This window comes from Novosphingobium sp. (assembly GCF_036803765.1).
Taxonomy (GTDB): Bacteria; Pseudomonadota; Alphaproteobacteria; order Sphingomonadales; family Sphingomonadaceae; genus Novosphingobium.
Genome location: NZ_DAIRTS010000005.1, coordinates 157,068 through 183,505, shown reverse-complemented (window position 1 = coordinate 183,505; position 26,438 = coordinate 157,068). Strand labels below are relative to the sequence as shown.

Below are 26,438 nucleotides of genomic sequence, written 5' to 3'. Positions count from 1 at the left end.
CAGGCACGCCGTGCAATACTTATATCCAACTGGCGGTGCGCGACGCGAGCGAGTAGCGTGACGGGCACACGAATTGCACCAAGCAAGATACCAGAGAGGGTACGTCCATGGCCGAAGCCGTCTATCCCGTTCCTGCCGCCTGGGCCGAAGGCGCGCTGATCGACGAGGCGCGCTATGACGCGATGTATCGCCGCTCGATCGAGGAGCCGGAAGCGTTCTGGGCCGAGGAAGCGCAGCGCATCACCTGGATCAAGCCCTTCACCAAGGTGAAGAACACCTCGTTCCACGAGGAAGACTTCGGCATCCGCTGGTTCGAGGATGGCACGCTCAACCTCTCGGCCAACTGCCTCGACCGGCATTTGGCCACGCGCGGCGACGACGTGGCGATCCTGTGGGAGCCCGACAGCCCCGAGGATGCCTCGCGCGCGATCACTTATCGCGAACTGCACGCCGATGTCTGCCGCCTCGCCAACCTGCTCAAGGAGCGCGGCGTGGGCCGCGGCGATCGCGTGACGATCTACCTGCCGATGGTGCCCGAGGCCGCGGTGGCGATGCTGGCCTGCGCACGCATCGGTGCGATCCATTCGATCGTCTTCGCCGGTTTCTCGCCCGATGCGCTGGCCGGTCGCATCGAGGATTGCGACAGCCGCATCGTGCTGACCGCCGACGAGGGTCTGCGCGGCGGAAAGCGCGTTCCGCTCAAGAAGAACGTCGACGAAGCGCTGACGCACTGCCCCTCGGTCGACACCGTCGTCGTGCTGGCGCGCACCGGTGCGGCCGTGCCGATGCAGGAGGGCCGCGACCTGGCCTGGGCCGAGGCGGTCGGCCGCCAGAGCGCCGAATGCGCGCCTGAGGAAATGAACGCCGAGGATCCGCTGTTCATCCTCTACACCTCGGGCTCGACCGGCAAGCCCAAGGGCGTGCTGCACACCACCGGCGGCTACGCGGTGTGGACCTCGATGACGCATCAGTACGTGTTCGACTATCGTCCGGGCCAGATCTACTGGTGCGCGGCCGATATCGGCTGGGTCACCGGGCACTCCTACGTGGTCTATGGCCCGCTCGCCAACGGCGGCACCACCGTCATGTTCGAGGGCGTGCCCAACTTCCCCAACCCCAGCCGCTTCTGGCAGGTGGTCGACAAGTTCAAGGTCGAGATCTTCTATGGCGCCCCGACCGCCCTGCGCGCGCTGATGCGCGAGGGCGACGAATGGGTGCACACCACCAGCCGCCAGTCGCTGCGTCTGCTCGGTTCGGTGGGCGAGCCGATCAATCCCGAGGCCTGGGAGTGGTATCACAAGGTCGTGGGCGATGCGCGCTGCCCGATCGTCGACACCTGGTGGCAGACCGAAACCGGCGGCGCGATGATCACCCCGCTGCCCGGTGCGACCGCGCTCAAGCCCGGCTCGGCCAGCAAGCCGATGTTCGGCGTGCGCCCCGCCCTGCTCGACAACGACGGCGTGACGCTCGAGGGCGCGACCGACGGGTGCCTCGTCATCGGCGACAGCTGGCCCGGCCAGATGCGCACCGTCTGGGGCGATCACGAGCGCTTCTTCCAGACCTATTTCACCACGTTCAAGGGCTGGTACTTCACCGGCGACGGCTGCCGCCGCGACGAGGACGGCTATTACTGGATCACCGGCCGCATCGACGACGTCATCAACGTCTCGGGCCATCGCATGGGCACGGCCGAGATCGAGAGCGCGCTGGTCGCCCACGCCAAGGTCGCCGAAGCAGCCGTGGTCGGCATGCCGCATGCGATCAAGGGCCAGGGCATCTACGCCTATGTCACCTGCAATGCCGAGGTGGAGCCGGACGAAGCGCTGCGCCGCGAACTGGTCCAGTGGGTGCGCCACGAGATCGGCCCGATCGCCACGCCCGACGTGATTCAATTCGCCCCCGGCTTGCCCAAGACCCGTTCGGGCAAGATCATGCGCCGCATCCTGCGCAAGATCGCGGAAAACGACCTGGGCTCGCTGGGCGACACCTCGACGCTGGCGGATCCCTCGGTGGTCGACAACCTCATCGCCAACCGGCCCGAACTGGCCAGCGCCTGACACCGCGACGCCGGGCCTCCCCCTCTGGCCTGGGGGAGGCCCGGCGTCGCGATTCCCAGTCGATTCGCCGCGCTGATACTCGCAGCGGAGTGAAGGGTTATCGCCGCCTGAGCTCCGTCGTGCGATTCGCACGCGTGACGCCAGACCGCTCACGCCGCATCTGCGGTAAATCTAGCAAAACCGGGTTTTTTGGGGAAAATCTGCATGGCAGATTGTTTGCCCGGCGCGTGGATTTTAACGGCGTCCTCTCCCACCGCCGCGCCGGGCTTTGTGCATTTTATGCTCGGGCATCATAGCGGCTCAAGCGAGACCTGCCAGCACAAAAGTGCATACCTATTCTTTGCCATCCAGTGATGCACCACAGCAACAGGCCAGGGCGAAGCCCGCTTGTCGCAGTCCGGCAAGATTGCGCCGCGGGCGTCCCGGTCATGCCGGGTAAACGGCAGATTGGCGCCGCCCTCCGCAGCGACGCGCAGCGCAGACCTACCTAAGCGCGGGATAGCCGGGACGTAGGCGGCGGGGACGTAGGCTGGCTGCCATGTCCGATCCCCGCCCCGCCCTGTCCCGTCGCTCGCTGCGCCGTATGCTCGCCCTGCTATGCGTGATGGTCCGCGCGATCCAGCCGCTGCATGCCGCCGAAGCCGACGGCGCCCCGCCGATATCCCCCGGCTTCAGCTACGTCGCCGACGCCGTGACCGTGCTCGATGGCGGTGCGGGGCGTGGCGGTGTCGTGATCGGGCGCGCCGATGCCTGGGTCGACGTCGACGGCGGGGTCGTCGGGTTGGGCGCGCTATCGGCGCATGTCGACCTGATGGCGGTGCACGGCCCCGACCTGTCGGGACGCTGGGTCGGCGATGCGCAAGGGGTCAGCAACATTGCCGCGCCACCGCAACATCACCTGTTCGAGGCCTGGCTGCGCTGGCGGCTGAGCGACAATGCCGCGCCGCTGGCCATCACCGCCAAGGCCGGCCTGATCGACCTCAACAGCGAGTTCGACGTCCAGGCGATCGGCGCGCTGTTCATTCACTCGAGCCACGGCTCGGGACCAGAGCTCGGCCAATCCGGCCCCAACGGCCCCTCGGTCTTTCCCGTCGCGGCGAGCGGCGTGGTGCTGACGGGTGCAACGCATGGCAATGCCATGCTGCGCCTCGGCGTGTTCGACGCGCTGGCGGGCAGTGTCGATGATGCCAACTTGCCCGCCCTGCGCCTGCCGGGCACGACCGGCGCGCTGGTCATCGGGCAGGTCGATGTGCCGGTGGCGGCGCTTGGCGAAGGCGGGGGTGTGCACCTCGGGGCGTGGCGCTATTCCCGCCCGCAACCGCGCACTGACGATGAGACCGCAGCGGCCTGGTCACAGGGCGTCTTCGCACTCGTGGAGGTATCGTTCGCGCCGAAATGGCATGGTTGGGTGCGTGCGGGGCTGGCGGATGCGCGGACCAATGCGGTCGTGGGCTATTGCGGCGCGGGCGTGGTTCGCGACGCCGGTGACTGGCAGCTGGGCCTGGCGATGGCGCGCGCCTGGCTTGGCGCGCAGACGCGCCGCACGCTTGGCGCCCGGACAGCGGAGACCGCACTGGAACTGACCGCCGCACGCGCCGTGACCCGCTGGATGACGATCCAGCCCGACCTGCAATACGTCATCGCCCCGTCGTGGGACCTGGCCCTGCGCAACGCCCTCGTCGCCGGGCTGCGCCTGCGCCTGAACTGGGCGCGCTGAACGCCGGTTTGCCGCCCGCAGATTTTGCCGGAACCTTGGCCGCCCGAACCGACTGTGTAAGGCAGATCGCAACGGGCAAAAGGGCAAAGCAGGCATGGAGGAGATTTCACGGCGCAGCGTGCTGGCAGGCAGCATCGGCGCCGGGGTTGCGGCATTGGGTGGACTGGGCCTGCCGTTCGAGGCGCTGGCAGCCGCGGCGCCGCGCGATCCGCTCTTGGTGGCGACGAGCGGCGGCCTCGTGCGCGGCCGAATCGAAGAGGTGATGCAGGGCCGCAAGGGCGAGGCGGTGCGCGTGTTCACCGGCATCCCCTATGGCACCGCCGCCCGTTTTGCCGCGCCACGACCGGCACGCGCCTGGCACGGCGAATGGGATGCGACCCGCCCGCCCCGCGCCGCGCCACAACCCGAAGGCTTCGACCCGCTGCCCGCGACGCAGGCCGAAGATTGCCTCCAGCTCAATGTCTGGGCACCGGCCGCGCCCGGTCGCTACCCGGTGGTGGTGTGGATCCACGGCGGCGCCAACGAGACCGGGTGGAGCGGGGCCGCCCTCACCACCGGCGAGCGCTTTGCCGCGCAGGGCGTGATCTGCGTGTCGGTCAACTACCGCCTCGGCGCGCTGGGCTATTGCGAGCTGGGACATGTGCTCGGCCGCGGCTATGCCGGCAGCGGCAACAACGGTATTCGCGACCTCGTCCTCGCGCTGCAATGGGTGCGCGCCAACATCGCGGCATTCGGCGGAAACCCTGGCCGCGTGACGCTGATGGGCGAATCCGCGGGCGGCAAGAACGTGGTCACGCTGATGGCGACACCGGCGGCCGATGGCCTCTATGCCCGCGCCATCGTCTGCAGCGGCGGCGGTCAGACCGTCTACAACCCGGGCGAGGCCGCGGCCTTTGCCAATGCCGTGGTGGCGCGGCTCGGCGGGCGCGAGCGATTACTGGTGGCGCCATTCCCCGCGATCATCGAGGCCCAGGTCGCCGCGCGGCGCGAGTGGCCGCGCAACATGGCGTTCCGTGCGGTGGTCGATGGCATGTTCCTGCCGCAGATGCCGCTGACGCGCATGGTCGAGGGCCGCGTACCGCGCGTGCCGTTGCTGGTCGGGTCCAATGCCGACGAAAGCCGCCTGTTCCTCTCGCCCGCCCAGGCTGCCAAGCCCTTGTGGTCGCAGCAGGTCTCGAACGAGACGATGGCGCGCATGGCGACCCTCAACCGCAGCTATGCGCAGGCCTATCCCGAATTGAGCGAGGCGGAGCGTCGCTGGAAGCTGCTGACTGCCGAGGAATACGGCATGCCCAACCTGCGGCTGGCCGAAGCGCACGCTGCCCGCGGGGCGAGCGTGTGGCATTATCGCCTCGCCCTGCCCGCACCGGGCGGACCGCACCGCGGCAGCAGCCCGCACGTGCTCGACGTGCCACTGACCTTTGACCATGTGACCAACCCGGTCGCGGCGCAGATGTTCGGCTATTCCGCGGCCGAGCAGCCGGTGGCCGATGCCTGGCACGGCGCGATGGTCGCCTTCATCAAGGGCAGTGCGCCCTCGACCCCGGCCTGGCCCGCATGGCCACGCTTCAAGGCCGATCGGCGCGCGTCGATGGTGGTGGCGCGCAATGCCAGCGTGGTCGACGACCTCGATCGGGCCGAACGTGCGCTCTGGGGCGAGTGATCGCTCGCCCCAAAAGCGTAAACGTCAGATCGCGCCGGTCAGCACCGCCGGCTGACGGTCGGCCAGCCCGACGATCAGTTCGCCGAACAGGCCATTGGCCCAGGCGAACCAGCTGCGCGTGAACTGCGCGGGCGAATCCATGTCCACCGCCTCGTGCATGAAGTTGGTGCCAGCATCGGTATCGCGCAATTGGCGCAGCAGCGCGCGGATCACGTCGGGATCGGTCGAGGACAGCGCGCGCACGATCAGGCTCATCGGCCAGACCTGCCCCATGCCCACGTGCGGCCCGCCGATGCCCTCAAGCGCCTGCCCCTTGAAGAAATAGGGATTGGCCGGCGACCAGCACGCCTCGGCCGTCGCCTGCCACAAGGGGTCTGTCGCGGGAACGCAGCCGAGATAGGCGAGCGACAGCAGCGAGGGCACGTTGGCATCGTCCATGAACAGCGCGTTGCCATAGCCGTCGACTTCGTAGGCCCAGACCTGCCGGCTGCCACCCTTGCCGTCGGGCAGGAACATCGTGCCCCACTGCGCCAGCGCGCCGGCGACCTCGTCGGCCAGCACGCGCGCATCGGCGGCGAGCTGGCTGTCCTTGCGCGCGCCCTCAGCCACCAGCGCCATCTCGCGCAGGGTGGTGACGGCGAAGTGGTTGGACGGGATCAGGAACGGCAGCGTGCAGGCATCGTCCGAGGGGCGGAAGCCGCTGTGGATCAGGCCAACGGCGCGCGCGGGCGGACCATAGCCGTCGAGCATCATCGTCTCGGTCGGGCGGTCGCTGTTGCGACGGAAGCTGTAGGGCCCGCGATCCTCTTTGCGCTGCTGAGCGCGGAAGGTCTCGATGATGGTGCGCGCCGATTGCGCCCAGGTATCGTCGAAGGGCCGCGCATCGCCGCTCGCCTGCCAATAGCGCCAGGCGAGGCGCATGGGATAGCACAGCGAGTCGACCTCCCATTTCCGCTCCGCGACGCCGGGCTTCATCAGCGTCTGGTCGGTCTTGGACCAATCGAGGCTGGTGCCAGCCGTCGGATCGCGCATGAAGGCATTGGCATAGGGATCGATCAGGATCGAGCGCGCCTGCCGCGCGATCAGCCCGCGAAACAGGTCGGCCAGGACCGCATCCTTGCGCACCAGATGGACGTAAGGAAACAGCTGCGCGCTGCTGTCGCGCAGCCACAGGCACGGAATGTCGCCGGTGATGACGAAGGCATCGGGCCGGCCATCGACCATGCCCATCTCGACCGTGGTGTCGAGCGTGTTGGGATAGCAGGCGATGAACATCGCGCGCAGCTTGGGATCGGCGATCATGCCCGAGACGCGGGTGATCTCTTCCTCCACCGCCGTGCTGGTGAAGCGCCGCTGGCCAAGCGGCGGGCGGCCGGTGCGCGCCGGCGGCGGGGTGCCGGCGGCGGGCGTCGGGGCCGGGCGGGGCAGGATCGTGCTGCCGCTGCCGGCAGGCTGGGTCTGCGCCGCGTGCGCCGAGGGTGCGACGAGCCCCGCAGTGAGCCCGCCTGCCAGCGCCGCCGCGCTGCGAACCAGCGTGCGGCGATCGAGCGATGGGGTGGTCATGGCGGGGTACTCCTGCAGGTTTTTATAAATCGTGCGGCCATCATGGCATGGCATCACTTAACGGTAATGAAACCGAAAGCCCGAAAGGTCTGCACCGTTCCCACCCGGGACGTGTTACCGCTATCACGAATTTTGCCATGCGACACGACGGTGTCGCTTTCCCATTGACCTTGGCCGACAACCCAGCAGATTGCGCGCGATGACGTCCCTCCGCTCCGTTGCCCCGACCCTGCCCTCCCCTCACCGGCTGCGCCGTCAGCGGTCCGGTGGAAGCCTGGCCCTGGCACTCGCGCTGGCTCACGCGGTGCCGGCCAATGCGGATGCGGCGCGCTTCGAGCTGGTTGGACCGGACCTGGCCGTCACGGTCACGCGCGGCACGCAGACCCTGCCGCTGTCGCAGGTGCCGAGCCTTGCCGAAGGCGACAAGGTCGATATTGCCGCCGTGCCCGGGCAGAACCAGGGCGCGCACCTGATGGTCGTGTCGGCCTTCCTGCGCGGGGCGACCAATCCGCCGCCGCGCGAGTGGATGGGAGTTGCGCGCACCTGGAAGGACAAGCCCCGCGACAAGGCATTGAGCCTGACGGTGCCCAAGGGCGCGCGGCAGATGGTGGTGCTGATCGTGCCCGACACCAACGGCGCCGAGGGCACGCTGGTCGACGCGGTGCGCGGCAAGCCCGGCGAGTTCGTGCGCGCCAGCCAGGATCTCAACCAGGTCTCGCTCGACCATGCCCGGCTCGAGGCGTTCATGGCCGGCATCCGCGGCGACGGCGAGGCGCACCCCGACCAGTTGCGCCGCCTGGCGCCGGTGCTGGCCAAGAGCCTGTCTATCAAGCTCAACGAGGATTGCCTGTCGAAGGTCGTCGAACAGCAGGCCTCGTGCCTGCTCGACGATCGCGACACGCTGGTGCTGAGCGATGTGCACACCAATTCGCTGACCGACACGCTGACCGGCGCCCCCACCCAGCTGGCCTTCACGCTGAGCGCGACGCAGCAGGGCGGCGCGGGCGTCTACAGCCCCTATATCGGCGTGATCCGCGACCTGGCACGCGTCTTTGGCGCGTTCAGCAACCCGCAGTTCAATTACCTGCCCACGCTGTCGGTGCTGCATGGTGAGACGACCTCGCTGCGGCTCAACACAGCGCCCTCGTTCACCAAGCCCAAGTCGGTCATGGTCATGGCCATGCCCGCGATCGGCGCGGACAGCCCGCCACAGCTGCGCGGCAGCACGACCGGGCCGCTCTGCGCACGCGGCGGCGACATGGTCCTGCCGGTCGAGGGGGCGCCGCTGGTCTTCGCCACCGGCTATGCCCACGCGATGATGGCACGCACCACCCTGCCCGATGGCAAGACGGTCGACATTGCGCTGCATCCGCGCGCCGATCGCGGCGGATACCTGCTGCCCGGCGCGGACCTGCCCAAGGGGCCGGGCGCGGTGGCGCTGCACCTCCACGGCCGCTGGGGCTTCGACGCCTACGACGGCCCCGACTTCACCATCCAGTGGCCCGATGGCGGCGGCTGGACACGCGGCGCGGGCGCCTCGGGCCCGCTCGTCTCGGGTCGCGACAACGAAGTCCTGCTCGATGGCGCCTCGCCCGGCTGCGTCGAGGACGTGTCGCTGCGCGTCGGCAATGGCCCGGCACGCAGCGTCACCTGGCGCGCGGTCGATGCCGGCAAGCTGGCAGTGACGGTGCCGCTGGCCGAGGGCGAGACCGGCGACGTGCGGCTGGAAATCCGCCAGCAGGGCCTGGACGGCAGCGCGACGGTCAACCTGCGCGCGCGCGCCGAAAGCAGCCGGATCGACGGGGTGGACGTGCGCGCCGGCGAAGGCGAGGCACTGGTCACCGGGCAGCGGCTCGAACAGGTGGTCTCGGTCAGCGTCGGCACGCTCGAGTTCAAGCCCGACGGCCTGACCCGCGAAGGACGGATCGACCGTCTCCACCTGGCCGCGACCGGCGATGCGCGCGCGGGCGATGCCGGCACGGCGGTCAAGGCGGTGGTCAAGCTCGACGACGGGCGCAGCCAGACGGTCTCGCTCAAGATCGGGCCGGCCCGCCCGCGCGCCGACATCGTCAGCCGCACGATCAATGCCGCACCGGTCCCGGCCGGCGCGCGCCCGCTGCGCTTTGCCGGCGACGACCTCCTGCCCGAGGATGGCGAACTGGTCTTCTCGCTGCGCGCGGCGCCGGGGACGGCATTCACCCCGGACGATGCGATCGAGGTCGCGCCCGCCGGACGCCAGAGCGGGCTGGTGCTGAGCGCCGGCAAGGGCCTGATGGCAACCGATGCGCAAGTCGTGGTGGCGACGCTGCGCGCCGGCGACCTTCCGCCCGCCAGCTATGGCCAGTTGCGTTATCGCCTGGTCAAGGGCGGGCAGGCCGGCGCCTGGGTACCACTGGCGACACTGGCGCGGCTGCCGCGGATCACGGGCCTTGCCTGCGACGGCAATGGCTCGCAGCCCTGCACGCTGACCGGGCGCAACCTGTTCCTGCTGGATGCAGTGGCCGCCGACGATGCCTTCAACCGCGCCGCCACCGTCCAGCCGGGCTTCACCGGATCGAGCCTGCGCGTGCCGCGCGCGGTGGACGGCACCCTGCATCTGCGCCTGCGCGATGCGCCGGGCGCGAAGGTCACGTTGCCGGCGGGATAATGAGACGCTGATTTAGGCCTCCGCCACCCCCCGACCCCCTCCTCTTGAGAGGAGGGGGTTTGGGGGTGGTGGAAGCCTGAGGCAGGCCCACTATCCAAAGACGACAATCAGAACGGAATATCGTCGTCGAGATCGTCGGAGAAGCCACCGGCGCCGCCGCCACCCTGGTTCCAGCCGCCGCCCGAGGAGCTGCCGCCCCCGCGCGAGCCACCGCCGAAACCGCCGCCCGACGAACCACCCGACGAGCCGCCGTCGTTCCAGCCGCCGGAGCGCTGGCCACCGCCGCCGCCGCCCCCGCCGCCGGGCGCGCCGTCGAGCATGGTCAGCGTGCCGCCCATGCCGGCCACGACCACTTCGGTGGTGTAGCGGTCATTGCCGCTCTGGTCCTGCCACTTGCGGGTACGCAGCTGGCCCTCGATGTAGACCTTGCTGCCCTTGCGCAGGTAACGCTCGGCCACGCCGACGAGACCTTCGGAGCTGATCGACACGGTGTGCCATTCGGTGCGCTCCTTGCGCTCGCCGGTGTTGCGGTCCTTCCAGCTTTCCGAGGTGGCGATGCGCAGGTTGCAGACCTTGCCGCCGTTCTGGAACGACTTTACTTCGGGGTCGGCCCCCAGGTTGCCCACCAGAATGACCTTGTTGACGCTGCCTGCCATCGAATCGTGTCCCTTGGAATTCTCAGTTTGCTTGGTAGCGCATCGTCGCCGGCCGGTGCCAGCCCGCTTTCCACCGCCAATTCACCAGCAATATGGGGTCAGCCGAGACCGAAAGCCACCGCCGTCCAATAGGTCACGCCGGCGAAGACGTAGGCCAGCGCGAAGAGGTAGCCGAGCATGAAGGTTGGCCATTTCCAGCCATTGGTCTCGCGCCGGGTAACGGCGATGGTCGACATGCACTGCGGCGCGAAGACGAACCACGCGAGGAACGCCAGTGCGGTGGCGAGACTCCAGTGCTGCTTGAGCCGGTCGCCCAGCATCTGCCCTTCGACCGCCTCGTCGCCGGTGTCGACGGCGTAGCTGGTGGCGAGCGAGCTGACCGCCACTTCGCGCGCGGCCATCGACGGGATCAGCGCCAGGGCGATGTCGCGATTGAACCCGATCGGCTTCATCACCACCGCCAGGCCATTGGCGATATGCCCTGCCACCGAGGCATCGACCTGGCTGCGGCCTTCCTCGGCGCGCGGGAAGTTGAGCAGCAGCCACAGGACCACCGCCACGGTCAGGATCATCGTGCCTGCGCGGCGCAGGAAGACCCAGGCGCGCTGCCACAGGCCCAGCGCCAGGTCCTTGACCGTGGGCAGCTGGTACTTGGGCAGTTCCATGATGAAGCCCGAGGCCGCACCCTTGGTGATCGAGCGGCGCAGGATCAGCGCCACCGCCATCGCACCGATCACGCCGACCACATAAAGTCCGAACAGCACCAGCCCCTGCAGGCCGACACCCGGCAGCACGCGGGAATTGGGAATGAACGCGGCAATGATGACGGTATAGACCGGAAGGCGAGCCGAGCAGGTCATCAGCGGGGCGATGAGGATCGTGGTCAGCCGGTCCTTGGGATCGGTGATGCTGCGCGTCGCCATGATGCCGGGAATGGCGCAGGCAAAGCTCGACAGCAGCGGGATGAAGCTGCGGCCCGAAAGCCCGACACCGGCCATCATCCGGTCCATCAGGAAGGCGGCGCGCGCCATGTAGCCGGTCGCTTCCATCAGCAGGATGAAGAAGAACAGCACGAGGATCTGTGGCAGGAACACCACTACCGCCCCGACGCCCGCGATCACGCCGTCGGTCAGCAGGTCGCGCAAGAGCGAGGCGGGCAGCACCGCACGCACGCCGTCGGACAGCGCATTGGCCCCGCCCTCGAGCAGGTCCTGCACCGGCGCGGCCCAGCTGAACACCGCCTGGAACACCACGAAGAGCAGCGCCGCCAGGATCACCGGGCCCAGCCATGGGTGCAGCAGCAGCTTGTCGATGCGGGCATGGACACGATGCCGCGCGGTTTCGGACAAAGTAGCGCCCTGCGCCATCTGCCGTGCCAAGAGGCGCCGTTCGGGCAGCGTCACATGCGGCCGCGGCGCCGGCGGTGTGGGGCCGGCCGCCACATCACGCGCGGCGCCGATCGCGGCCCCCAGGGCATCGAGCCCGCGCCGACGCACGGCGACGGTCTCGATCACCGGCACGCCGAGTTCGGCCTGGAGCGCGGCGGCGTCGAGCACCAGCCCGTCGCGCGCGGCCAGATCGACCATGTTGAGCGCGACCACGGTCGGACGGCCCAGCTCGAGCACTTCCTGCGCGAAGACGAGGTGCTGCTCGAGGTTGGACGCATCGAGCACGATGACCAGCACGTCGGGCTGCGCCTGTCCCGCCTGCTCACCCATGATGACCCGGCGGGTCACTTCCTCGTCGGGGCTGGTGGTGTTGAACCCGTAGGAACCCGGCAGATCGATCAGCTCGACCGGCTCGCCCGAAGGCAGCAGCAGGCGGCCTGCCTTGCGCTCCACCGTGACGCCGGGATAGTTCGCGATCTTCTGGCGCGCGCCGGTGAGCGCGTTGAACAGCGCGCTCTTGCCGGCGTTGGGATTGCCGACCAGCGCGGCGGTGAATGGCCCGCGGCTCATGCCGTCGCGCTTTCCGCCGGCTGTTCGACATGCATCGCCCGGGCATGGACACGGCGCAGCGCCACGGTCATGCGCCCGATTTCGATCGCCAGCGGATCGCGCCCGAACAGCACGCCGCGATACGCGAGGCGCACCTCGGCTCCGGTATCGAAGCCCAGCGCGCGCAGGCGCTCCGCCTCTTCGGGGACGAGCGCGGACCAGTCGATCGCGGCGAGTCGGGCCATCCGGCCCTGCGGAAGTTCATCGAGCGTCACGCACGGCTCGCTGCCATAGCGACGATGCTTATGCAAGTCGTTCGCAATAATTGATCGCGGTCAAATTGTCCCACCCCCTCATGTCCGGGGCAGAAGCCGGGCCGGCGATCAGCGTGCGGGGTAGCGCAGCCGGCCGAGCAGGCGCACCGGGCTGAACCGCTCGGCACCGGGCTTGAAGAACTGCGCCTTGACCTTTTCGAAGCGCATGACCCCCTCGATCCGGCGATCGAGGAACGCCCGCGTATCGGCGTGATCCTCGCTGCGATCCTCGGCGAAGACCGCCAGCGTCGCGGCATAGAGCGCGGCGAGCGTGGTGCGCTTGGTATAGTGGTTGAGGTCGGTGGCGGTATCGCCGGCCAGGCGCCACATCGCATCGGCGCTGTGCCACCCCAGCTGCAGCGTGCGTGCGGCATTGACCGGCCGCGCCATCTCGATCAGCGCACGGCGCAGCGCCTCTTCCATGCCGGTCAGCGCATCGAGCCGGAATTGCACCAGCTGGCGGATACGCTCGCGGATCTTGAGTGTCGCCATATGCTCGGGCGGAAGGGCGCGTGCCATGTCCGCATCGATGCGCTCGATCCACGCGGCGATCATCCGCATCGCCGCCCCGCGCTCACCGGTCGCGAAGGCCAGGCGCGCGACGCTCGGCTCCACGCCCGCCGAAAACGCGGCGTTGTCCACCGCCAGTTCGGTCCAGCCGTCGAACATCGCCGCCTCGGCAACCAGCGGCGCCAGTTCGACGCGCAGCTCGTCCAGCGTCAGCGTATCCAGCGTCGTCGTGTCCAGCTCTGGGGTGGCGGCGGTGTCGATCATCGGCTGTTGTCCTCTTCGGATGCCGCGCGCGTGGTCAGAACGTCGGGCCGTAGGTCTGCGCGGCCTTGCCGGTCTTCTTCTTCGCGGCGGCTTCCAGCTCATCGGCAATCGCGGTCGACTTGTCCAGCGCGGCATAGTCGCGCGCGGACCTGCCCGAATTGTCAGGGTGATCGGGATTGGCGCCGGCCTTGAGCAGCGAGCGCACCAGCGCGATGTTGCGCCCGTGGACCGCGGTGATCAGCGGCGTCTCGCCGGTGTTGTTGGGATCATCGACCCGCGCGCCGACCGAAATCAGGAAATCGACGCCTTCAAGAAAGCCGAGGTTCGCGGCCTTGACCAGGGGCGTCTCGCCCTTGTTGTCGCGCGCGTTGACGTTGGCGCCCTTGCCCACGAGGAACTGCATCCACAGCAGGTCGCGGCGCTGCGTCACGATGTGCAGCGCGCTTTCACCGGTGCTGACGTCGCGGGTGTTGATGATCTGCGAGGCGGGGTTCTGCAGCGCGTCGTTGACCTTGTCGCCTTCCTTTTTGCGGACGGCGTCGAGGAACTTGTAGCTCTCGGAAAACTGCGCGAGCGCAGGCGTGGCCGTGAGGGCAACGGCCAGCGGCGACGCCGCGACGAGCGCGAGCGCCATGCGGCGGACGGCCGGACGACGGATACCGGGACGGATGGCGGAAACCCTGTTCAACGGCACGGTACTGGCCCTCCTGCTGGCCCGGTTATGGCTTGGTATCGACGGCGGCGCGGCCGCGTTCCGGCCAAGCCCCTTGCAAGCGGGCTGTTAGCAGAGCATGAACCGGCACGCCATGGATCACCCCGCTTCCCTGTCGAATATTGCGCGCCGTAACAGCGTGCTGCGCGCCGCACGCCTCCCCTTGCTGGCGCTTGCCCTCACCCTCGCCGGGTGCGGCAGCAGCACGCCGCAAGCCGAGGAGCCGCCGCTCGCGGGTGCGCAGCTGGGCGGAGACTTCACGCTGGTGAACACCGCGGGCAAGACGGTCCATGCCTCGGACTTCGCCGGGAAATATACGGTATTCTACTTCGGCTACACCTTCTGCCCCGACGTCTGCCCGCTCGATTCCGCCAACCTCATGCAGGGCTACCATCGTTTCGCGCGCGAACACGCCGACCTTGCCGCCAAGGTCGTGCCGGTGTTCGTCTCGATCGACCCGGCGCGTGATACGCCGCAAGTGCTCGCCCAGTTCACCGCCAACTTCGGCAAGGAGCTGGTCGGCCTGACCGGCACCGACCAGCAGGTTGCCGCCATCGCCAAGAAGTTCGCGGTCTATTACCAGAAGCGCCCCGCCGCCCCCGGCGCGCCGGCCAGCGCCTACCTCATGGACCACAGCCGCGCCGCCTACCTGATGGGGCCCGACGGCAAGCCGGTCGCGCTGCTTCCGGTGGAGCAGAACGGCGATGCCGTCGCTGCCGAACTGGCGCACTGGGTCCACTGACATGACCGCTGGCGGTACGCCCCCAGGCCCCGACGACCGCTTCTGGGACAAGCCAATCGAGACGCTGACCCGCGACGAATGGGAAGCGCTGTGCGACGGCTGCGGCAAGTGCTGCCTGCACAAGCTGGAGGACGAGGACACCGGCGAGGTGCATCACACCAATGTCGCCTGCCGGCTGCTCGACACCCGGACCGCGCGCTGCTCGGACTATCGCCATCGCCGCGCGATGGTGCCCGACTGCCTGCGCCTGACGCCGCGGCTGGTCGCGCAAGTCGCTTGGTTGCCCTCGACCTGTGCCTATCGCCTGCGCGCCGACGGCAAGCCCCTGCCCGACTGGCACTACCTTGAATCCGGCGATCGCGACGCGGTGCATCGTGCCGGCGTGTCGGTGGTCGGCAAGGCGATCAGCGAAGTCGTCGCCGGCCCGCTGGAGAACCACATCGTCTCCGATCGCGAATGGGACGGCGGCAGCGCGCCCGCACCACGCGCGCCGATGGGGTTCCGTTTTCCGTGATGGATTGGTTGCGTCGCCCCGCGGGTCCGGGTGCGCGCAGGCCCGCTGCCGCCCCTTCTGCCCCTCCGGCCGCCGGCACGCTCCCGACCGTGACGGTCGCGGGCCGCGATCTGCCGGTGGAGGTGCGCCGCCTGCGCCAGGCCCGGCGCATGACCCTGCGCCTCGCCCCCGATGGCAGCGCGGCGCGCATCTCGATCCCGCCCGATGCCCGGCTGGGCGATGCCCTCGCCTTCGTGCGCGACCGCCACGACTGGCTGGCCGCGCAGCTGGTCCGCATTCCCGCAGCGATCATGCTCGCACCCGGCACCGTGCTGCCGTTTCGCGGCGACAGCCTGACCATCGCGTGGGACACCGCCCATCCGCGCAAGCCCGTTGTCGACGACGGCGCGCTGCTGGTGGGTGGCCCGGCGGAGCAGTTGCCCGGCCGCGTCCGCCGCTGGCTGGCCGCAGAGGCGCTGCGGCTGTGCACCGAGGATCTGGCCCGTTACTGCGCCCGCGCCGGACAACCAGTGCCCCCGCTCGGCCTTTCAAGCGCACGCCGCCGCTGGGGCAGTTGCGCCGCCGACGGCACGATCCGCATCAACTGGCGCCTCATCATGGCGCCCGACTTCGTGCGCCGCTCGGTCGTCGCGCACGAAGTCGCGCACCTCGTCCATTTCGATCACAGCCCCGCCTTCCACGCGCTGCTAGGCCAGCTCTTTGAAGGCAGCCTGGCGTCGGCCAACCGCTGGCTCAAGAACGAGGGACGCGGGCTCTACAGCCTGGCTTAGGCAGAGAGCGGTCGCGACAGGGCTTTGATGCTCTCCTCGTCACCCCGGACTTGGTCCGGGGTCCAGCTTGAACGCTGGCAATGCCTTCGATGATAGCGCGAGGTGGCGACCTGGACCCTGAAACAAGTTCAGGGTGACGGCGTCCGGGTCAAGCTGGGGCGCCGAATTGGGATGACATGCCCAGCCGATAGCCCCCCGCCCCCCGAGACACCGCCAAGCGGCTGCGGGCAATTGCCTTATTCCGGCGCGATGCCTATCTGGTGGGCATGAAGGCCTTTCTCCGCAACGTCTCCCCCCGCCGCGCGGTGGTCGATCTCTGGAACGTGCTTGGCGCGCCGAGCGAGTTTCGCGGCCGTGCGCTGCTCATGGCGGCGCTGGTCACAGGCGGCATCTTCTACCTGATGACGCAGCAGGAAGGGCGCGGCCTGCCCAAGCCGCCGACGATCATCTATTTCGAATCGTGGCGTGCCGACCGCAGCGACAAGGAAATCATCGCCGGCAACATCGCCGCGCAGAAGAAGGCTGACGAGGAAGAGGCCGCCGAAGAGCAGCGCACCGAAGACGTGCGCAGGATGTACAAGGCCGTCGGCGCTGCAACCGGCATCGACACGCAGAAGATGTACGACGAGGGCACGGCCGAACGCGCCGCCGAGCGCAAGGCCGAGAAGGAGCGCAACGCCGCGCTGCTGCGCCAGATCACCGGCAAGCCGGTTCCCCCCTCGCCGACCGTCGCTCCCACCCCAGCCTCGCCTCCGGGATCGCAGTGACCCCTGCGGGCGACGATGACGCGCGCTGGCTGAACGTGGCCGCCGCGCTGTCCTTGCGTGGCCGTCCGCTCAGCCATCCCAATCCCGCCGTCGGCTGCGTGGTCGTGCGCGAGGGCCGGGTGATCGCTCGCGGCTGGACCCAGCCCGGCGGCCGCCCCCATGCCGAGGCCATGGCGCTCGCTGCGGCGGGCGACGTCTCCGGCGCCACAGTCTATGTCAGCCTCGAGCCTTGCGCGCATGCCTCGCCGCGCGGCCCGTCCTGTGCCGACCTGCTGGTGGCAGCCCGGCCGGCGCGGATCGTCGTCGGCTGCCAGGACCCCGATCCCCGCACCGCCGGCGCCGGGCGGGCGCGCCTGCGTGCGGCGGGCATCGCCACCGATCTCGTCGATGCGCCCGCCTGCCGCGCGGCCCTGGCCGGCTTCCTCCTGCGCACCACGGCACGACGCCCGCACGTGACGCTCAAGCTGGCGCTGACGCTCGACGGCATGATCGCGCTGCCCGATGGCAGCAGCCAGTGGATCACCGGGGCCTCGGCGCGCGCGCATTGCCATGCCGAGCGCGCCCGCGCCGACGGCATCCTGGTGGGCGGCGGCACGCTGCGCGCCGATGCGCCCCGGCTCGACGTGCGCTTGCCCGGCCTCGAGGCGCGCAGCCCTCGGCGCTGGGTGCTGACCCGAGGCGTCGCACCGGCAGACTGGCACGCGGTGGCCGACATCACCGAGCCAGGCGCCTTCGGTGACACGCAGTGGCTCTTCGTCGAAGGCGGGGCCGGTGCTGCGGCCGCTTTCTTGGCGGCGGACATGGTCGACCGCCTGCTGCTCTATCGCGCGCCCATCCTCGTCGGACCGGGCCTTCCCGCGGTGGGCGATTTCGGACTCGCTGCGCTGGCCGATGCGCATGACCGATGGGACAGGGCCGATGAACGCCGGCTTGGCAGCGACACCCTCACCGTCTACCACCGCCGGCGCTGAACAGTAAGGAACCGAGCAGGCCATGTTTACCGGGATCGTCACCGAAGTGGGCAACGTCATCGCCATCGCCGACAAGGGCGACAAGCGCGTGACGATCTCCTGCGCCATGGACCCAGCCCGGATCGCCATGGGCGCCTCGATCGCCTGTTCGGGCGTGTGCCTGACCGTGGTCGACAAGGGCGGCGTCGCGGGTGAAAGCTGGTTCGCGGTCGACGTCTCGGGCGAGACGATCAGCCGCACTGCGCCCGCGCAGTGGTCCGAAGGCGCGCCGGTGAACCTCGAGGCGGCGATGCGCCTGGGCGACGAACTGGGCGGCCACATCGTCACCGGCCACGTCGACGCTGTGGGCGAGATTGCCGCATTGGCGCACGAGGGCGGCAGCCTGCGCGTCACCGTCGCGGCGCCGCCGGCACTGGCACCCTACATCGCCGGCAAGGGATCGATTACCGTCGACGGCGTCTCGCTCACCGTCAACGCGGTCGAGGACCAGAGCGACGGCAGCTGCCACTTCCTGCTCAACATCATCCCGCACACGGCAGAAGTCACGACCCTTGGCCAGCTGGCGGTCGGCCGCAAGGTCAACCTCGAGATCGACGTGCTGGCACGCTACCTGCAGCGCATGCAGAGTCTGTCCGCCAAGGCCTGAGCGCCGGCAGAAGGCTGCCTCACATGGAAAAAGAGGGGCGAGGCATTGCGGCCTCGCCCCTTTTTTGGCCTCAGCCCGCCGTCACCGCGCGCAGCGATTCCACGAACTGGTCGATGTTGCCCGTGGTCAGCCCGGCGATGTTGATGCGCCCGCTGCCTGCCATGTAGATGCCATGCGCCTCGCGCAGCGCCAGGATCTGCTCGCCCGACAGCGGCAGCATCGAGAACAGCCCGTTCTGGGTGCCGAGCACCTCCATCGCGATCGGACCGACCTGCCCGGCGGCGGCGAGGCGATCGCGCACCCAGCGCATGCGGTCGCGCATCTCGTCGAGCTCGGCCAACCACATCGCGGTAAGGTCCGCATCCTCGAGGATGAGGCGCACGGCCGCTGCGCCGTGATCGGGCGGCATCGACCACGACGCACGCGCGATCGTGGCACCGTTCGACATGGCGCGCGCCAGCGCATCCGCATCGCCGGTCACGGCATAGAAGGCACCGACGCGGTCGCGGTAGAGGCCGAAGTTCTTGTCGCACGAATAGGCGACCAGCGCCTCGGGTACTGCCGACAGCACCTTGCGCAGGCCATAGGCGTCGGCCTCCATGCCCTCGCCCAGGCCCTGGTAGGCGAGGTCGATCAGCGGCAGCACGCCGCGCGTGGCCAGCAGCGGCGCGATCTCGTCCCATTGCGCCGGGGTATAGTCGACGCCGGTGGGGTTGTGGCAGCAGCCGTGCAGCAGCACGAGGTCGTCGGCCGCAGCCTCGGCCAGGGCATTCTTCAGCGCGGCAAGGTCGGCCGTGCCATCCGCCGCGGTATGTGCGAAGGTCTTGAGCTCGAGACCCGCTGCAGCGACGATCTGCGCGTGGTTGGGCCACGACGGCGTGCCCATCCACACCCGCTTGATGCCGGCGCGCTTGGCCACCTCGATCGCCAGGCGCACCGCGCCCGTGCCGCCCGGCGCCTGCATCCCGTCGACCCGCGCCGTGTCGAAGTCCTTGCCGAACACGTAGGGCACCAGCGCGTTGACGAAGCCCATGTCGCCCTCCGGGGCGAGATAGGCCTTCGACCCTTGCGTCTCGAGCAGCTTGGCCTCGGCCGCCTTGATCGCGCGGAACACCGGGGTCGCGCCTTCGGCCGTGCGATAGACGCCCACGCCCAGGTCGATCTTGTCCGCCCGCGGATCGGCGTTGTGCAGCTTGATCAGCGCGAGCAGGGCATCGGCCGGCTGCGGGGCGAGGTTTTCGAGCATGGCTGTGGCTTTCTTTCAAATCTGACTGAAAAGAGCGCCGCCCCCATGCCGCCGGGGGCGCGGCGGCGCAAGAAAATACAGCATGCGGCGCCGCGCCGCCGGGTCGATCAGAACGGCATCCAGGTCTGCTTGCGGCTGAACTTCATGTAGCCGGCATTAACGCCCAGGCGCAGGCCCGCCCCCATGCGCACCGGGATCAGCACGATGTCGCCGCGGCGCATGTAGCTGACGTTGAAGCCGCCGATCAGGTAGGCCTGCCCCTCGCCTGCGCCATAGCGATGGAACATCTCGGCGGTGTCGTAGAGGTTGTAGACCAGCACGAACGTGTTGCCGGCGTTGGCCCCGGCATCGAAGCCCACCGAGGGCCCGGTCCAGTAGACCGGCACGTCGCCCTCGATCTTGTGGTGCAGCGTGCCCGAACCATAGCGCAGGCCGACGACGAGCGCGCCGCCCGCCTCGCGCCCGGTGATGTAGCCGATCGGCTCGCCCTGCTTCTTGAGAACGTCGCGGATCATCATCGCCAGGCCCTTGGCGCCCTTGCCGAAGACCCCCTCGGCCGCGCCGATCAGGTCGTCCTCGTGCCAGGACTGGCCGCGCGCACCCGCCTGCTGTCCGGCCGGTGGCGGCACCATGCCTGCGCCCGGCATGTACCCCGGGTCGCGCGCCGGCGGCGCGTCCGGTGCGCGCTCGCTGCCCACGAGGTTCGCATAGCTGGCCCCCGATGCGGGCGGTGTGGTCGGCGCAGGGCGCGGGGCCGGTCGTGCCGGCGTCGTGCCCGGCTGCGGCGCCAGGTCGCTGTCGATCGCCGAATTGGGATCGATCGTCTGCACCTGCGCGCCGGCCGAGGGCGCAATGGCAAGCGACAGCCCGGCCGCCAGCAGCGTCAGGCGTTGATGGATGGCAATCTTCATCTCGTATCCGTCCCCTCCAGGGCGCCGGCCACGCACCGCCACTGCAGCACGCCCCCGCCCTTTCCACCTTCGCCAACACGCCGGCCCCGTCAACCGCGAACCCGCGCCGTACGCCCCAACCTCGCGTCCGCACAATGAACCGACGATGAGCCGAAACCCGCCATGCGACAAGCCGCCGGCGCCGCAAGGCCCGTGCCACACGAGCAACCCAGCAAGGCTGGCCCACGAAAACAGGGCTGGGGAAAAAATCACCCACCCCTTGCCCGCCCCGAAAACCCCGGTTATAGGCCGCCCTCGCCGCTGCGATCCGGAGACGTGGGTGAGTGGCTGAAACCAACGGTTTGCTAAACCGTCGTACTGGTAAATCCGGTACCGAGGGTTCGAATCCCTCCGTCTCCGCCACCGCATCGCTTTCCATGACAGGTGGAAATCGATCCGCGCGGCGCCAATCCCGACCAAAACCGATGTAAACGCGCGAAGCGCTTGCCCCTCGCGCGTTTGCGGGTTCCGCATTGCGACGTGCGCATAAGCCGATCAAATGGACCTCGCTCGGCTGAGCCGGCAGCGCAGCGGCGTGCACGGCCCCTTCCGGACAGCGTTGCCAGTGCCGCGCAAACTCGTTAGTTACGCTAACGAACCATAAGCTCCGAGCAGGATACCCCAGCCATGACGACGACTGCCCCTACCGCCGCAGACCTTGCCGACGACATCCGTCGCGTCTTCGACCTGCAGCAGGCGCACCAGTGGGAAGCCAAGGCTTCGAGCGCCGAGGTCCGAAAGGCCAAGCTGGCCAAGCTCAAGGCCGCGGTCGAGGCGCATGCCGACGACATCGTCGCCGCCGTGCTCGAGGATACGCGCAAGCCCGTCGGCGAGATCCGCGTGACTGAAGTGCTCAACGTGACCGGCAACATCCAGCGCAACATCGACAACCTCGATGCGTGGATGGCGCCCACCGAAGTGACGCCCTCGCTCAACCCGGCCGACCGCGCGCAGATCATCTACGAAGCGCGCGGCGTGTGCCTCGTGCTCGGGCCGTGGAACTTCCCGCTCGGCCTCGCGCTGGGGCCTGTGGCGGCGGCGGTCGCGGCAGGAAACACCTGCATCGTCAAGCTGACCGACCTTTGCCCGGCGACCGCGCGGGTCGCGGCCACGATCATCCGCGAAGCCTTCGATGAAAAGGACGTCGCGCTGTTCGAGGGCGATGTCTCGGTCGCGACCGCGCTGCTCGACCTGCCGTTCTCGCACATCTTCTTCACCGGCAGCCCGCGCGTGGGCAAGATCGTCATGGCAGCCGCGGCCAAGCACCTGACCACGGTGACGCTCGAACTGGGCGGCAAGTCGCCGGTCATCGTCGACGAGGGCGCCGACATCGCCAAGGTCGCGGCGCAACTCGCCGCTGCCAAGCAGTTCAACGGCGGGCAGGCCTGCATCAGCCCCGACTACGTCTTCGTCAAGGAAGCGCAGAAGGCCGCGCTGGTCGATGGCTTCGCCGCCAGCGTCCGCGCCAATCTCTATGGCGAGGACGGGCAGCTCAAGAAGGACGGGATCGCGCAGGTCGTCAACCGCGCCAACTTCGACCGCGTGAAGGGCATGTTCGACGATGCCGTCGCCAAGGGCGCGACGGTCGCCGTCGGCGGGACGTTCGAGGCCGACGACCTGACCGTTCACCCCACCATGCTGACCGACGTCACCCCGCAGATGACGATCCTGCAGGACGAGATCTTTGCGCCGGTCATCCCGGTGATGACCTACGATACGCTCGACCAGGCGATCGGCTACATCGAGGCCCGCGACAAGCCGCTCGCGCTCTATGTCTACAGCGCCGACGAAGCCGTGGTCGACACCGTGCTTGCGCGCACCTCGTCGGGCGGGGTCACGGTCAACGGCGTGTTCTCGCACTATCTGGAAAACAACCTGCCGTTCGGCGGCGTCAACACCAGCGGCATGGGCAGCTACCACGGCTACTTCGGCTTCAAGTGCTTCAGCCACGAACGCGCGGTCTATCGTCACCAGTAACCGGCGCCACCAGTAATGCAGCGAACATGGCATTCCGGGGGCACAATGCCTCCGGCATGCCATGCCTGACTATTGGTCGCCGCGTAGTGGGCTGCGCGGCGTCAGACCGTGGGGCGGGCGCCCTGCCGGACTGCATTCGCACGCCCCAGCCGCGTCAAACGCGCGCGATAGCGCGGCAAGGCCGCATTGCTCTGCTTGCCTATCTTTATCGCCGGCTTCTCCACCGCGAGGCTCAACAGGGCGGAAGCGACAACGATGACCGCCACGAGAATCGGCAGAACCGCAAGTTGGTTCCGTTCGACTGGGTAGAAGCGAAAAGCGATATGCAGGACGATGCCGTGCAGCACGTAAATGCAGAACGATATTTCTCCCAGCATCCTCGCCCCGCGGTTCGACAGCAAACCGAACAGATCGTTTCCGGCAGCGATGCCCAGCAGAACGCCGCCCAGCAGCGCCATGGGAACGACACCGTAAGGGACGTGGAACAAGGTCGCCGCACAGACCAGCGCCGCTAGCAGTGGCAGGGACGCCCATGGCTGCGAGAAAACCTGGCGCACGCGAGCATACGCGGCGATTTCGGCGATCAGCATGCCAAGGACGAACAGGGGGAGATACGTGAATACCGCCATGCCGCTCAACCGCCCCAGCAGGGACAGGGTCAGCAGCAGGATCAGCATGACGCGCATGCCATCCCGCGCGAAAGCCTGGCGGATCAAGGCCGTGAGCGGCAGGACAAGGAAATAGAACAACCATTCCCACCAGATCGACCAGAATACCCCGGCATTGACCTGATAGCTGGTCCTGACGTCGAACAGCGGGACTTGCTGTCCTTCGAGCCATTCCAGGATTTCTACTGGCAAGTGCGCCGATAGCGTCACGCGATGTTCGGTCGCAACGATCAACGCGCAAAGCAAGGTAGACACCAGAAGCATTGGAATGATGCGGAACAGGCGCCCGCTATAAACCGACGGCCAATCCGTCTTGACAAAGCCGTCGACTACCCGCGGGTAGAAAACCAGTCCCGTGGCCATGAAGAACAAGGCTACGGCCGCCTTTCCGAACTCGTTGTAGACGTTCGCGGCCGGCTCGGCCCAAAGGTGGTCCGTCTTGCAGGCGATCGATATGACGAAATGGTGGAAAACGACGAATATCGCCAGATAACCGCGCAAGCCATCCACACAGCCGAAGCGGACACCCCGCGGTAGTGGAAAGCCACAGGTCGCCAGCGCCGCGCCAATGACTATCGCGAACAGCGTCGAGACGGCCACACCTGCCAGCAGGTAATGGTCAACCACGCGGCCATTTCCGTCGCTTCATGTCCCCCGTCCCCCAAGTCGAGTGACACCGGTGGGCTTGAGGACCTGGACGATCCAGCCCGCCGACGTATCGGCAAACGCCCTAGGGACCATTTGCAAATTTACGGTTACGCCGTGTCTGGGCCGCAGGGGAAACGCCCCCCCATTCGCGCTCGCGATTACAGGAACAGCTCTGCCGCGGCGTCGATGATCGCGTCGGTATCGAGGCGATAGGTGCGATACAGATCGGGCAGGTCGCCGGTCTGCCCGAAGCGGTCGGTGCCGAGCGGGCTGACGCGATGGCCGCGCACCCCGCCGAGCCACGACAGCGCGGCGGGCGAGCCGTCGATCACGGTGACGAAGCCGGCATCGCGCGCCAGCGGGGCGAGCAGGCGCTCTACGTGGCTTTGCTGCGGCGCGCCGTGCTGCCAGCGCGCGGCGCGGGCCGCCGACCAGCCGCGATGCAGCAGGTCAGGGCTGGTCACAGCCAAAAGGCCGAGGCCGGGAATGTCATCAGCCAGTTGCTCCCACGCGGCGATCGCTTCGGGCGCGACGACGCCGGAGAAGACCACGGCGGCGCCGGTCCCTTCGCCCGGGCGGCGCAGCCAGTAGCCGCCGGCCAGCGCGTCGGCCTGCCAGTCGTCCGTCTCGCGGGTCTCCTGCGCGATCACGCGGGTCGAGAGCCGCAGGTAGACAGACGAGCCCCCCTCGCGCTGCATCAGATCGAAGGCGTGGCCCATCATCAGCGCGACTTCATCGGCGAAGGCGGGTTCGTAGGTCGTCAGGCCGGGCTGGCCCATGCCGATCAGCGGGGTGTTGACCGACTGGTGCGCGCCGCCCTCGGCCGCAAGCGTGATGCCCGAAGGCGTGCCGATCAGCAGGAAGCGCGCATCGGAATAGCAGCCGTAATTCAGCGCATCGAGGCCACGCGCGACGAAGGGATCATAGACCGTGCCCACGGGCAGCAGCCGCGTGCCGAAATGGGGTGCGGCCAGGCCCAGCGCGGTGAGCGCGAGGAAGAAGTTGTTCTCGGCGATCCCCAGCTCGATGTGCTGGCCGGCTGCATGCTGCACCCACTTCTGCGCCGAGGGAATGCGCGCGTTCATGAACACGTCGGCCAGTTCCTGCCGGCGGAACAGCCCGCGCTGGTTGACGAATGCGCCGAGGTTGGTGGTTTGAGTGACGTCGGGCGCGGTGGTCACCAGCCGGTCGGCGAGCGGCTCGCCCGACTTGGCAAGGTCGAGCATGACGCGCCCGAACGCGGCCTGGGTCGATTGCTCGGCCCCTGCCGGCACGGGGATCGCCGGCACCGGGACGGCCGGCGCCATGGGTTCGGCCAATTGGCGGGCGATCGGGCTGGTCGCGACGAAGGCTTCCAGCCGCTGCGCCGCATTGTCGCCCAGCGCGCCCCACTTGGCCCATTCCTCGCCGGCCGCGATGCCCTGCCGCTCGCGGAACACGTCCATCTGCGTCGGGCTCATCATGCCCGAATGGTTGTCCTTGTGCCCGGCGAGCGGCAGGCCGTGGCCCTTGACGGTATAGGCAATGAACAGCGTCGGCTGGTCGCCGGTGGCGGCGTCGAAGGCGTCGATCAGCGTCTCGATGCAATGCCCGCCGAGGTTGGTCATCATCTGCGCCAGCGCATCGTCGTCGTAGTCGGCCAGCAGCGCGGCAACGTGTGGCTGGTCGCCGATGTCGGCGGTCAGGCGTTCGCGCCAGGCCGCCCCGCCCTGGTAAGTCAGCACCGCGAATTCGGCATTGGGGCAAGTGTCGATCCACGCCTCCAGCGCCTGCCCGCCGGGCCGGGCGAAGGCGGCGCGTTGCAACTTGCCGTGCTTGAGCGTGACCACGCGCCAGCCGCAGGTCTCGAAGATGTCGTCGAACCGGCGGAACATGCGATCCGCGGTCGTCGCGTCGAGCGACTGGCGGTTGTAGTCGACCACCCACCAGCAATTGCGCAGGTCGTGCTTGTAGCCCTCGATCAGGCACTCGTAGATGTTGCCCTCGTCCAGCTCGGCATCGCCCATCAGCGCGATCATGCGGCCCGCATCGGCTTCGGCCAGCTGGCCATGCGCGATGAGGTAGTCCTGCACCAGGCTGCTGAACGCGGTGATCGCCACGCCCAGGCCCACCGAGCCGGTCGAGAAATCCACCGGGATCGCGTCCTTGGTCCGGCTGGGATAGCTTTGCGCGCCCCCCAGCGCGCGGAACCGCTCGAGCCGCTCGAGGCTCTGATTGCCGAGCAGGTAATGGATCGCCTGGAGCACCGGCCCGGCATGCGGCTTGACCGCGACCTTGTCGTTCGGCCCGAGCGCATGGAAATAGAGCGCCGCCATGATTGCGGTCATCGAGGCGCAGCTGGCCTGGTGACCGCCCACTTTCAGCCCGTCGCGCTTTTCACGGATGTGATTGGCGTTGTGGATCGTCCACGACGACAGCCACAGCAGGCGCTGCTCGAGCGTCTCGAGCGTGGCGACCAGATCCTCCCGGTCCATCGACGACGGCGCCGTGGCCGGCGAA

Annotated in this window: 21 protein-coding genes and 1 tRNA gene; 12 read left to right on the top strand and 10 right to left on the bottom strand. The window is 68.7% G+C overall.

Annotated elements, in window-relative coordinates:
* Positions 1–107 precede the first annotated feature (107 nt).
* The 3 genes from acs (at position 108) to V7Q48_RS05250 (ending at position 5,437) form a co-directional block, all read left to right on the top strand.
* Positions 108–2,057, top strand: a complete 1,950-nt coding sequence (gene acs / locus V7Q48_RS05260) for an acetate--CoA ligase (protein ID WP_333836714.1) — start codon at positions 108–110, stop codon at positions 2,055–2,057.
* 538 nt (positions 2,058–2,595) lie between these two features.
* On the top strand, positions 2,596–3,774 hold the full coding sequence (locus V7Q48_RS05255; RefSeq protein ID WP_333836713.1) for a carbohydrate porin: 1,179 nt from the start codon (positions 2,596–2,598) through the stop codon (positions 3,772–3,774).
* A 94-nt stretch (positions 3,775–3,868) separates the two neighbouring features.
* A complete protein-coding gene (locus V7Q48_RS05250) occupies positions 3,869–5,437 on the top strand; it encodes a carboxylesterase/lipase family protein (RefSeq protein ID WP_333836712.1) in 1,569 nt (522 codons plus the stop codon).
* A gap of 24 nt (positions 5,438–5,461) precedes the next feature.
* Here V7Q48_RS05250 and V7Q48_RS05245 read toward each other — a convergent pair whose 3' ends face one another.
* The gene (locus V7Q48_RS05245; RefSeq protein WP_333836711.1) at positions 5,462–7,000 is read right to left on the bottom strand and encodes a glycoside hydrolase family 125 protein; all 1,539 of its coding nucleotides are present in this window, start codon (positions 6,998–7,000) and stop codon (positions 5,462–5,464) included.
* Between the two features lie 199 nt (positions 7,001–7,199).
* Here V7Q48_RS05245 and V7Q48_RS05240 point away from each other — a divergent pair, with 199 nt between their 5' ends.
* A complete protein-coding gene (locus V7Q48_RS05240) occupies positions 7,200–9,647 on the top strand; it encodes a hypothetical protein (protein WP_333836709.1) in 2,448 nt (815 codons plus the stop codon).
* A gap of 107 nt (positions 9,648–9,754) precedes the next feature.
* Here the strand turns inward: V7Q48_RS05240 and ssb are convergent, their stop codons facing one another.
* From ssb to V7Q48_RS05215, 5 genes are all read right to left on the bottom strand, one after another.
* Entirely contained in the window at positions 9,755–10,303 is a 549-nt protein-coding gene (gene ssb / locus V7Q48_RS05235; RefSeq protein WP_333836707.1) for a single-stranded DNA-binding protein, read from the bottom strand.
* Positions 10,304–10,401: 98 nt separating this feature from the next.
* Positions 10,402–12,261 (bottom strand): ferrous iron transporter B, encoded by a 1,860-nt coding sequence (gene feoB, locus V7Q48_RS05230; protein ID WP_333836706.1) that lies wholly within the window; start codon positions 12,259–12,261, stop codon positions 10,402–10,404.
* Positions 12,258–12,515, bottom strand: a complete 258-nt coding sequence (locus tag V7Q48_RS05225) for a FeoA family protein (protein ID WP_333836704.1) — start codon at positions 12,513–12,515, stop codon at positions 12,258–12,260. Before V7Q48_RS05225 ends, feoB begins: the two co-directional genes overlap by 4 nt.
* Positions 12,516–12,623: 108 nt before the next feature.
* Entirely contained in the window at positions 12,624–13,328 is a 705-nt protein-coding gene (locus tag V7Q48_RS05220; protein WP_333836703.1) for a COQ9 family protein, read from the bottom strand.
* A gap of 34 nt (positions 13,329–13,362) precedes the next feature.
* Positions 13,363–13,962, bottom strand: a complete 600-nt coding sequence (locus V7Q48_RS05215; RefSeq protein WP_442947089.1) for an ankyrin repeat domain-containing protein — start codon at positions 13,960–13,962, stop codon at positions 13,363–13,365.
* A 157-nt stretch (positions 13,963–14,119) separates the two neighbouring features.
* On the opposite strand from V7Q48_RS05215, the gene V7Q48_RS05210 reads away from it, so the two are divergent.
* From V7Q48_RS05210 to V7Q48_RS05185, 6 genes are all read left to right on the top strand, one after another.
* Positions 14,120–14,782, top strand: coding sequence for an SCO family protein (locus tag V7Q48_RS05210; RefSeq protein ID WP_333836701.1), 663 nt, complete (start codon positions 14,120–14,122; stop codon positions 14,780–14,782).
* 1 nt (position 14,783) lies between these two features.
* A complete protein-coding gene (locus V7Q48_RS05205; RefSeq protein ID WP_333836700.1) occupies positions 14,784–15,296 on the top strand; it encodes a YcgN family cysteine cluster protein in 513 nt (170 codons plus the stop codon).
* 89 nt (positions 15,297–15,385) lie between these two features.
* On the top strand, positions 15,386–16,066 hold the full coding sequence (locus tag V7Q48_RS05200) for a M48 family metallopeptidase (RefSeq protein WP_333836699.1): 681 nt from the start codon (positions 15,386–15,388) through the stop codon (positions 16,064–16,066).
* A 266-nt stretch (positions 16,067–16,332) separates the two neighbouring features.
* Positions 16,333–16,833 carry a hypothetical protein gene (locus tag V7Q48_RS05195; protein ID WP_333836698.1) on the top strand — a complete coding sequence of 167 codons (501 nt, stop codon included), beginning with the start codon at positions 16,333–16,335 and terminating at the stop codon, positions 16,831–16,833.
* Positions 16,830–17,804, top strand: a complete 975-nt coding sequence (gene ribD / locus V7Q48_RS05190; RefSeq protein WP_333836697.1) for a bifunctional diaminohydroxyphosphoribosylaminopyrimidine deaminase/5-amino-6-(5-phosphoribosylamino)uracil reductase RibD — start codon at positions 16,830–16,832, stop codon at positions 17,802–17,804. Before V7Q48_RS05195 ends, ribD begins: the two co-directional genes overlap by 4 nt.
* 22 nt (positions 17,805–17,826) lie before the next feature.
* A complete protein-coding gene (locus V7Q48_RS05185) occupies positions 17,827–18,450 on the top strand; it encodes a riboflavin synthase (RefSeq protein ID WP_333836695.1) in 624 nt (207 codons plus the stop codon).
* 70 nt (positions 18,451–18,520) lie between these two features.
* Here V7Q48_RS05185 and V7Q48_RS05180 read toward each other — a convergent pair whose 3' ends face one another.
* The gene (locus V7Q48_RS05180; protein ID WP_333836694.1) at positions 18,521–19,696 is read right to left on the bottom strand and encodes an amino acid aminotransferase; all 1,176 of its coding nucleotides are present in this window, start codon (positions 19,694–19,696) and stop codon (positions 18,521–18,523) included.
* Between the two features lie 107 nt (positions 19,697–19,803).
* Entirely contained in the window at positions 19,804–20,607 is an 804-nt protein-coding gene (locus tag V7Q48_RS05175) for a DUF1134 domain-containing protein (protein ID WP_333836693.1), read from the bottom strand.
* Between the two features lie 309 nt (positions 20,608–20,916).
* Here V7Q48_RS05175 and V7Q48_RS05170 point away from each other — a divergent pair.
* Positions 20,917–21,009: transfer RNA gene (locus V7Q48_RS05170), tRNA-Ser, on the top strand.
* Positions 21,010–21,273: 264 nt separating this feature from the next.
* Complete coding sequence (locus V7Q48_RS05165; RefSeq protein WP_333836692.1) at positions 21,274–22,623, top strand: aldehyde dehydrogenase family protein; 1,350 nt, start codon at positions 21,274–21,276, stop codon at positions 22,621–22,623.
* A 101-nt stretch (positions 22,624–22,724) separates the two neighbouring features.
* Here V7Q48_RS05165 and V7Q48_RS05160 read toward each other — a convergent pair whose 3' ends face one another.
* Together V7Q48_RS05160 and V7Q48_RS05155 are read right to left on the bottom strand one after the other, a co-directional pair.
* A complete protein-coding gene (locus tag V7Q48_RS05160) occupies positions 22,725–23,918 on the bottom strand; it encodes an acyltransferase family protein (RefSeq protein ID WP_333836691.1) in 1,194 nt (397 codons plus the stop codon).
* A 179-nt stretch (positions 23,919–24,097) separates the two neighbouring features.
* A complete protein-coding gene (locus V7Q48_RS05155; RefSeq protein WP_333836731.1) occupies positions 24,098–26,413 on the bottom strand; it encodes a transketolase in 2,316 nt (771 codons plus the stop codon).
* Between the last annotated feature and the right edge of the window lie 25 nt (positions 26,414–26,438).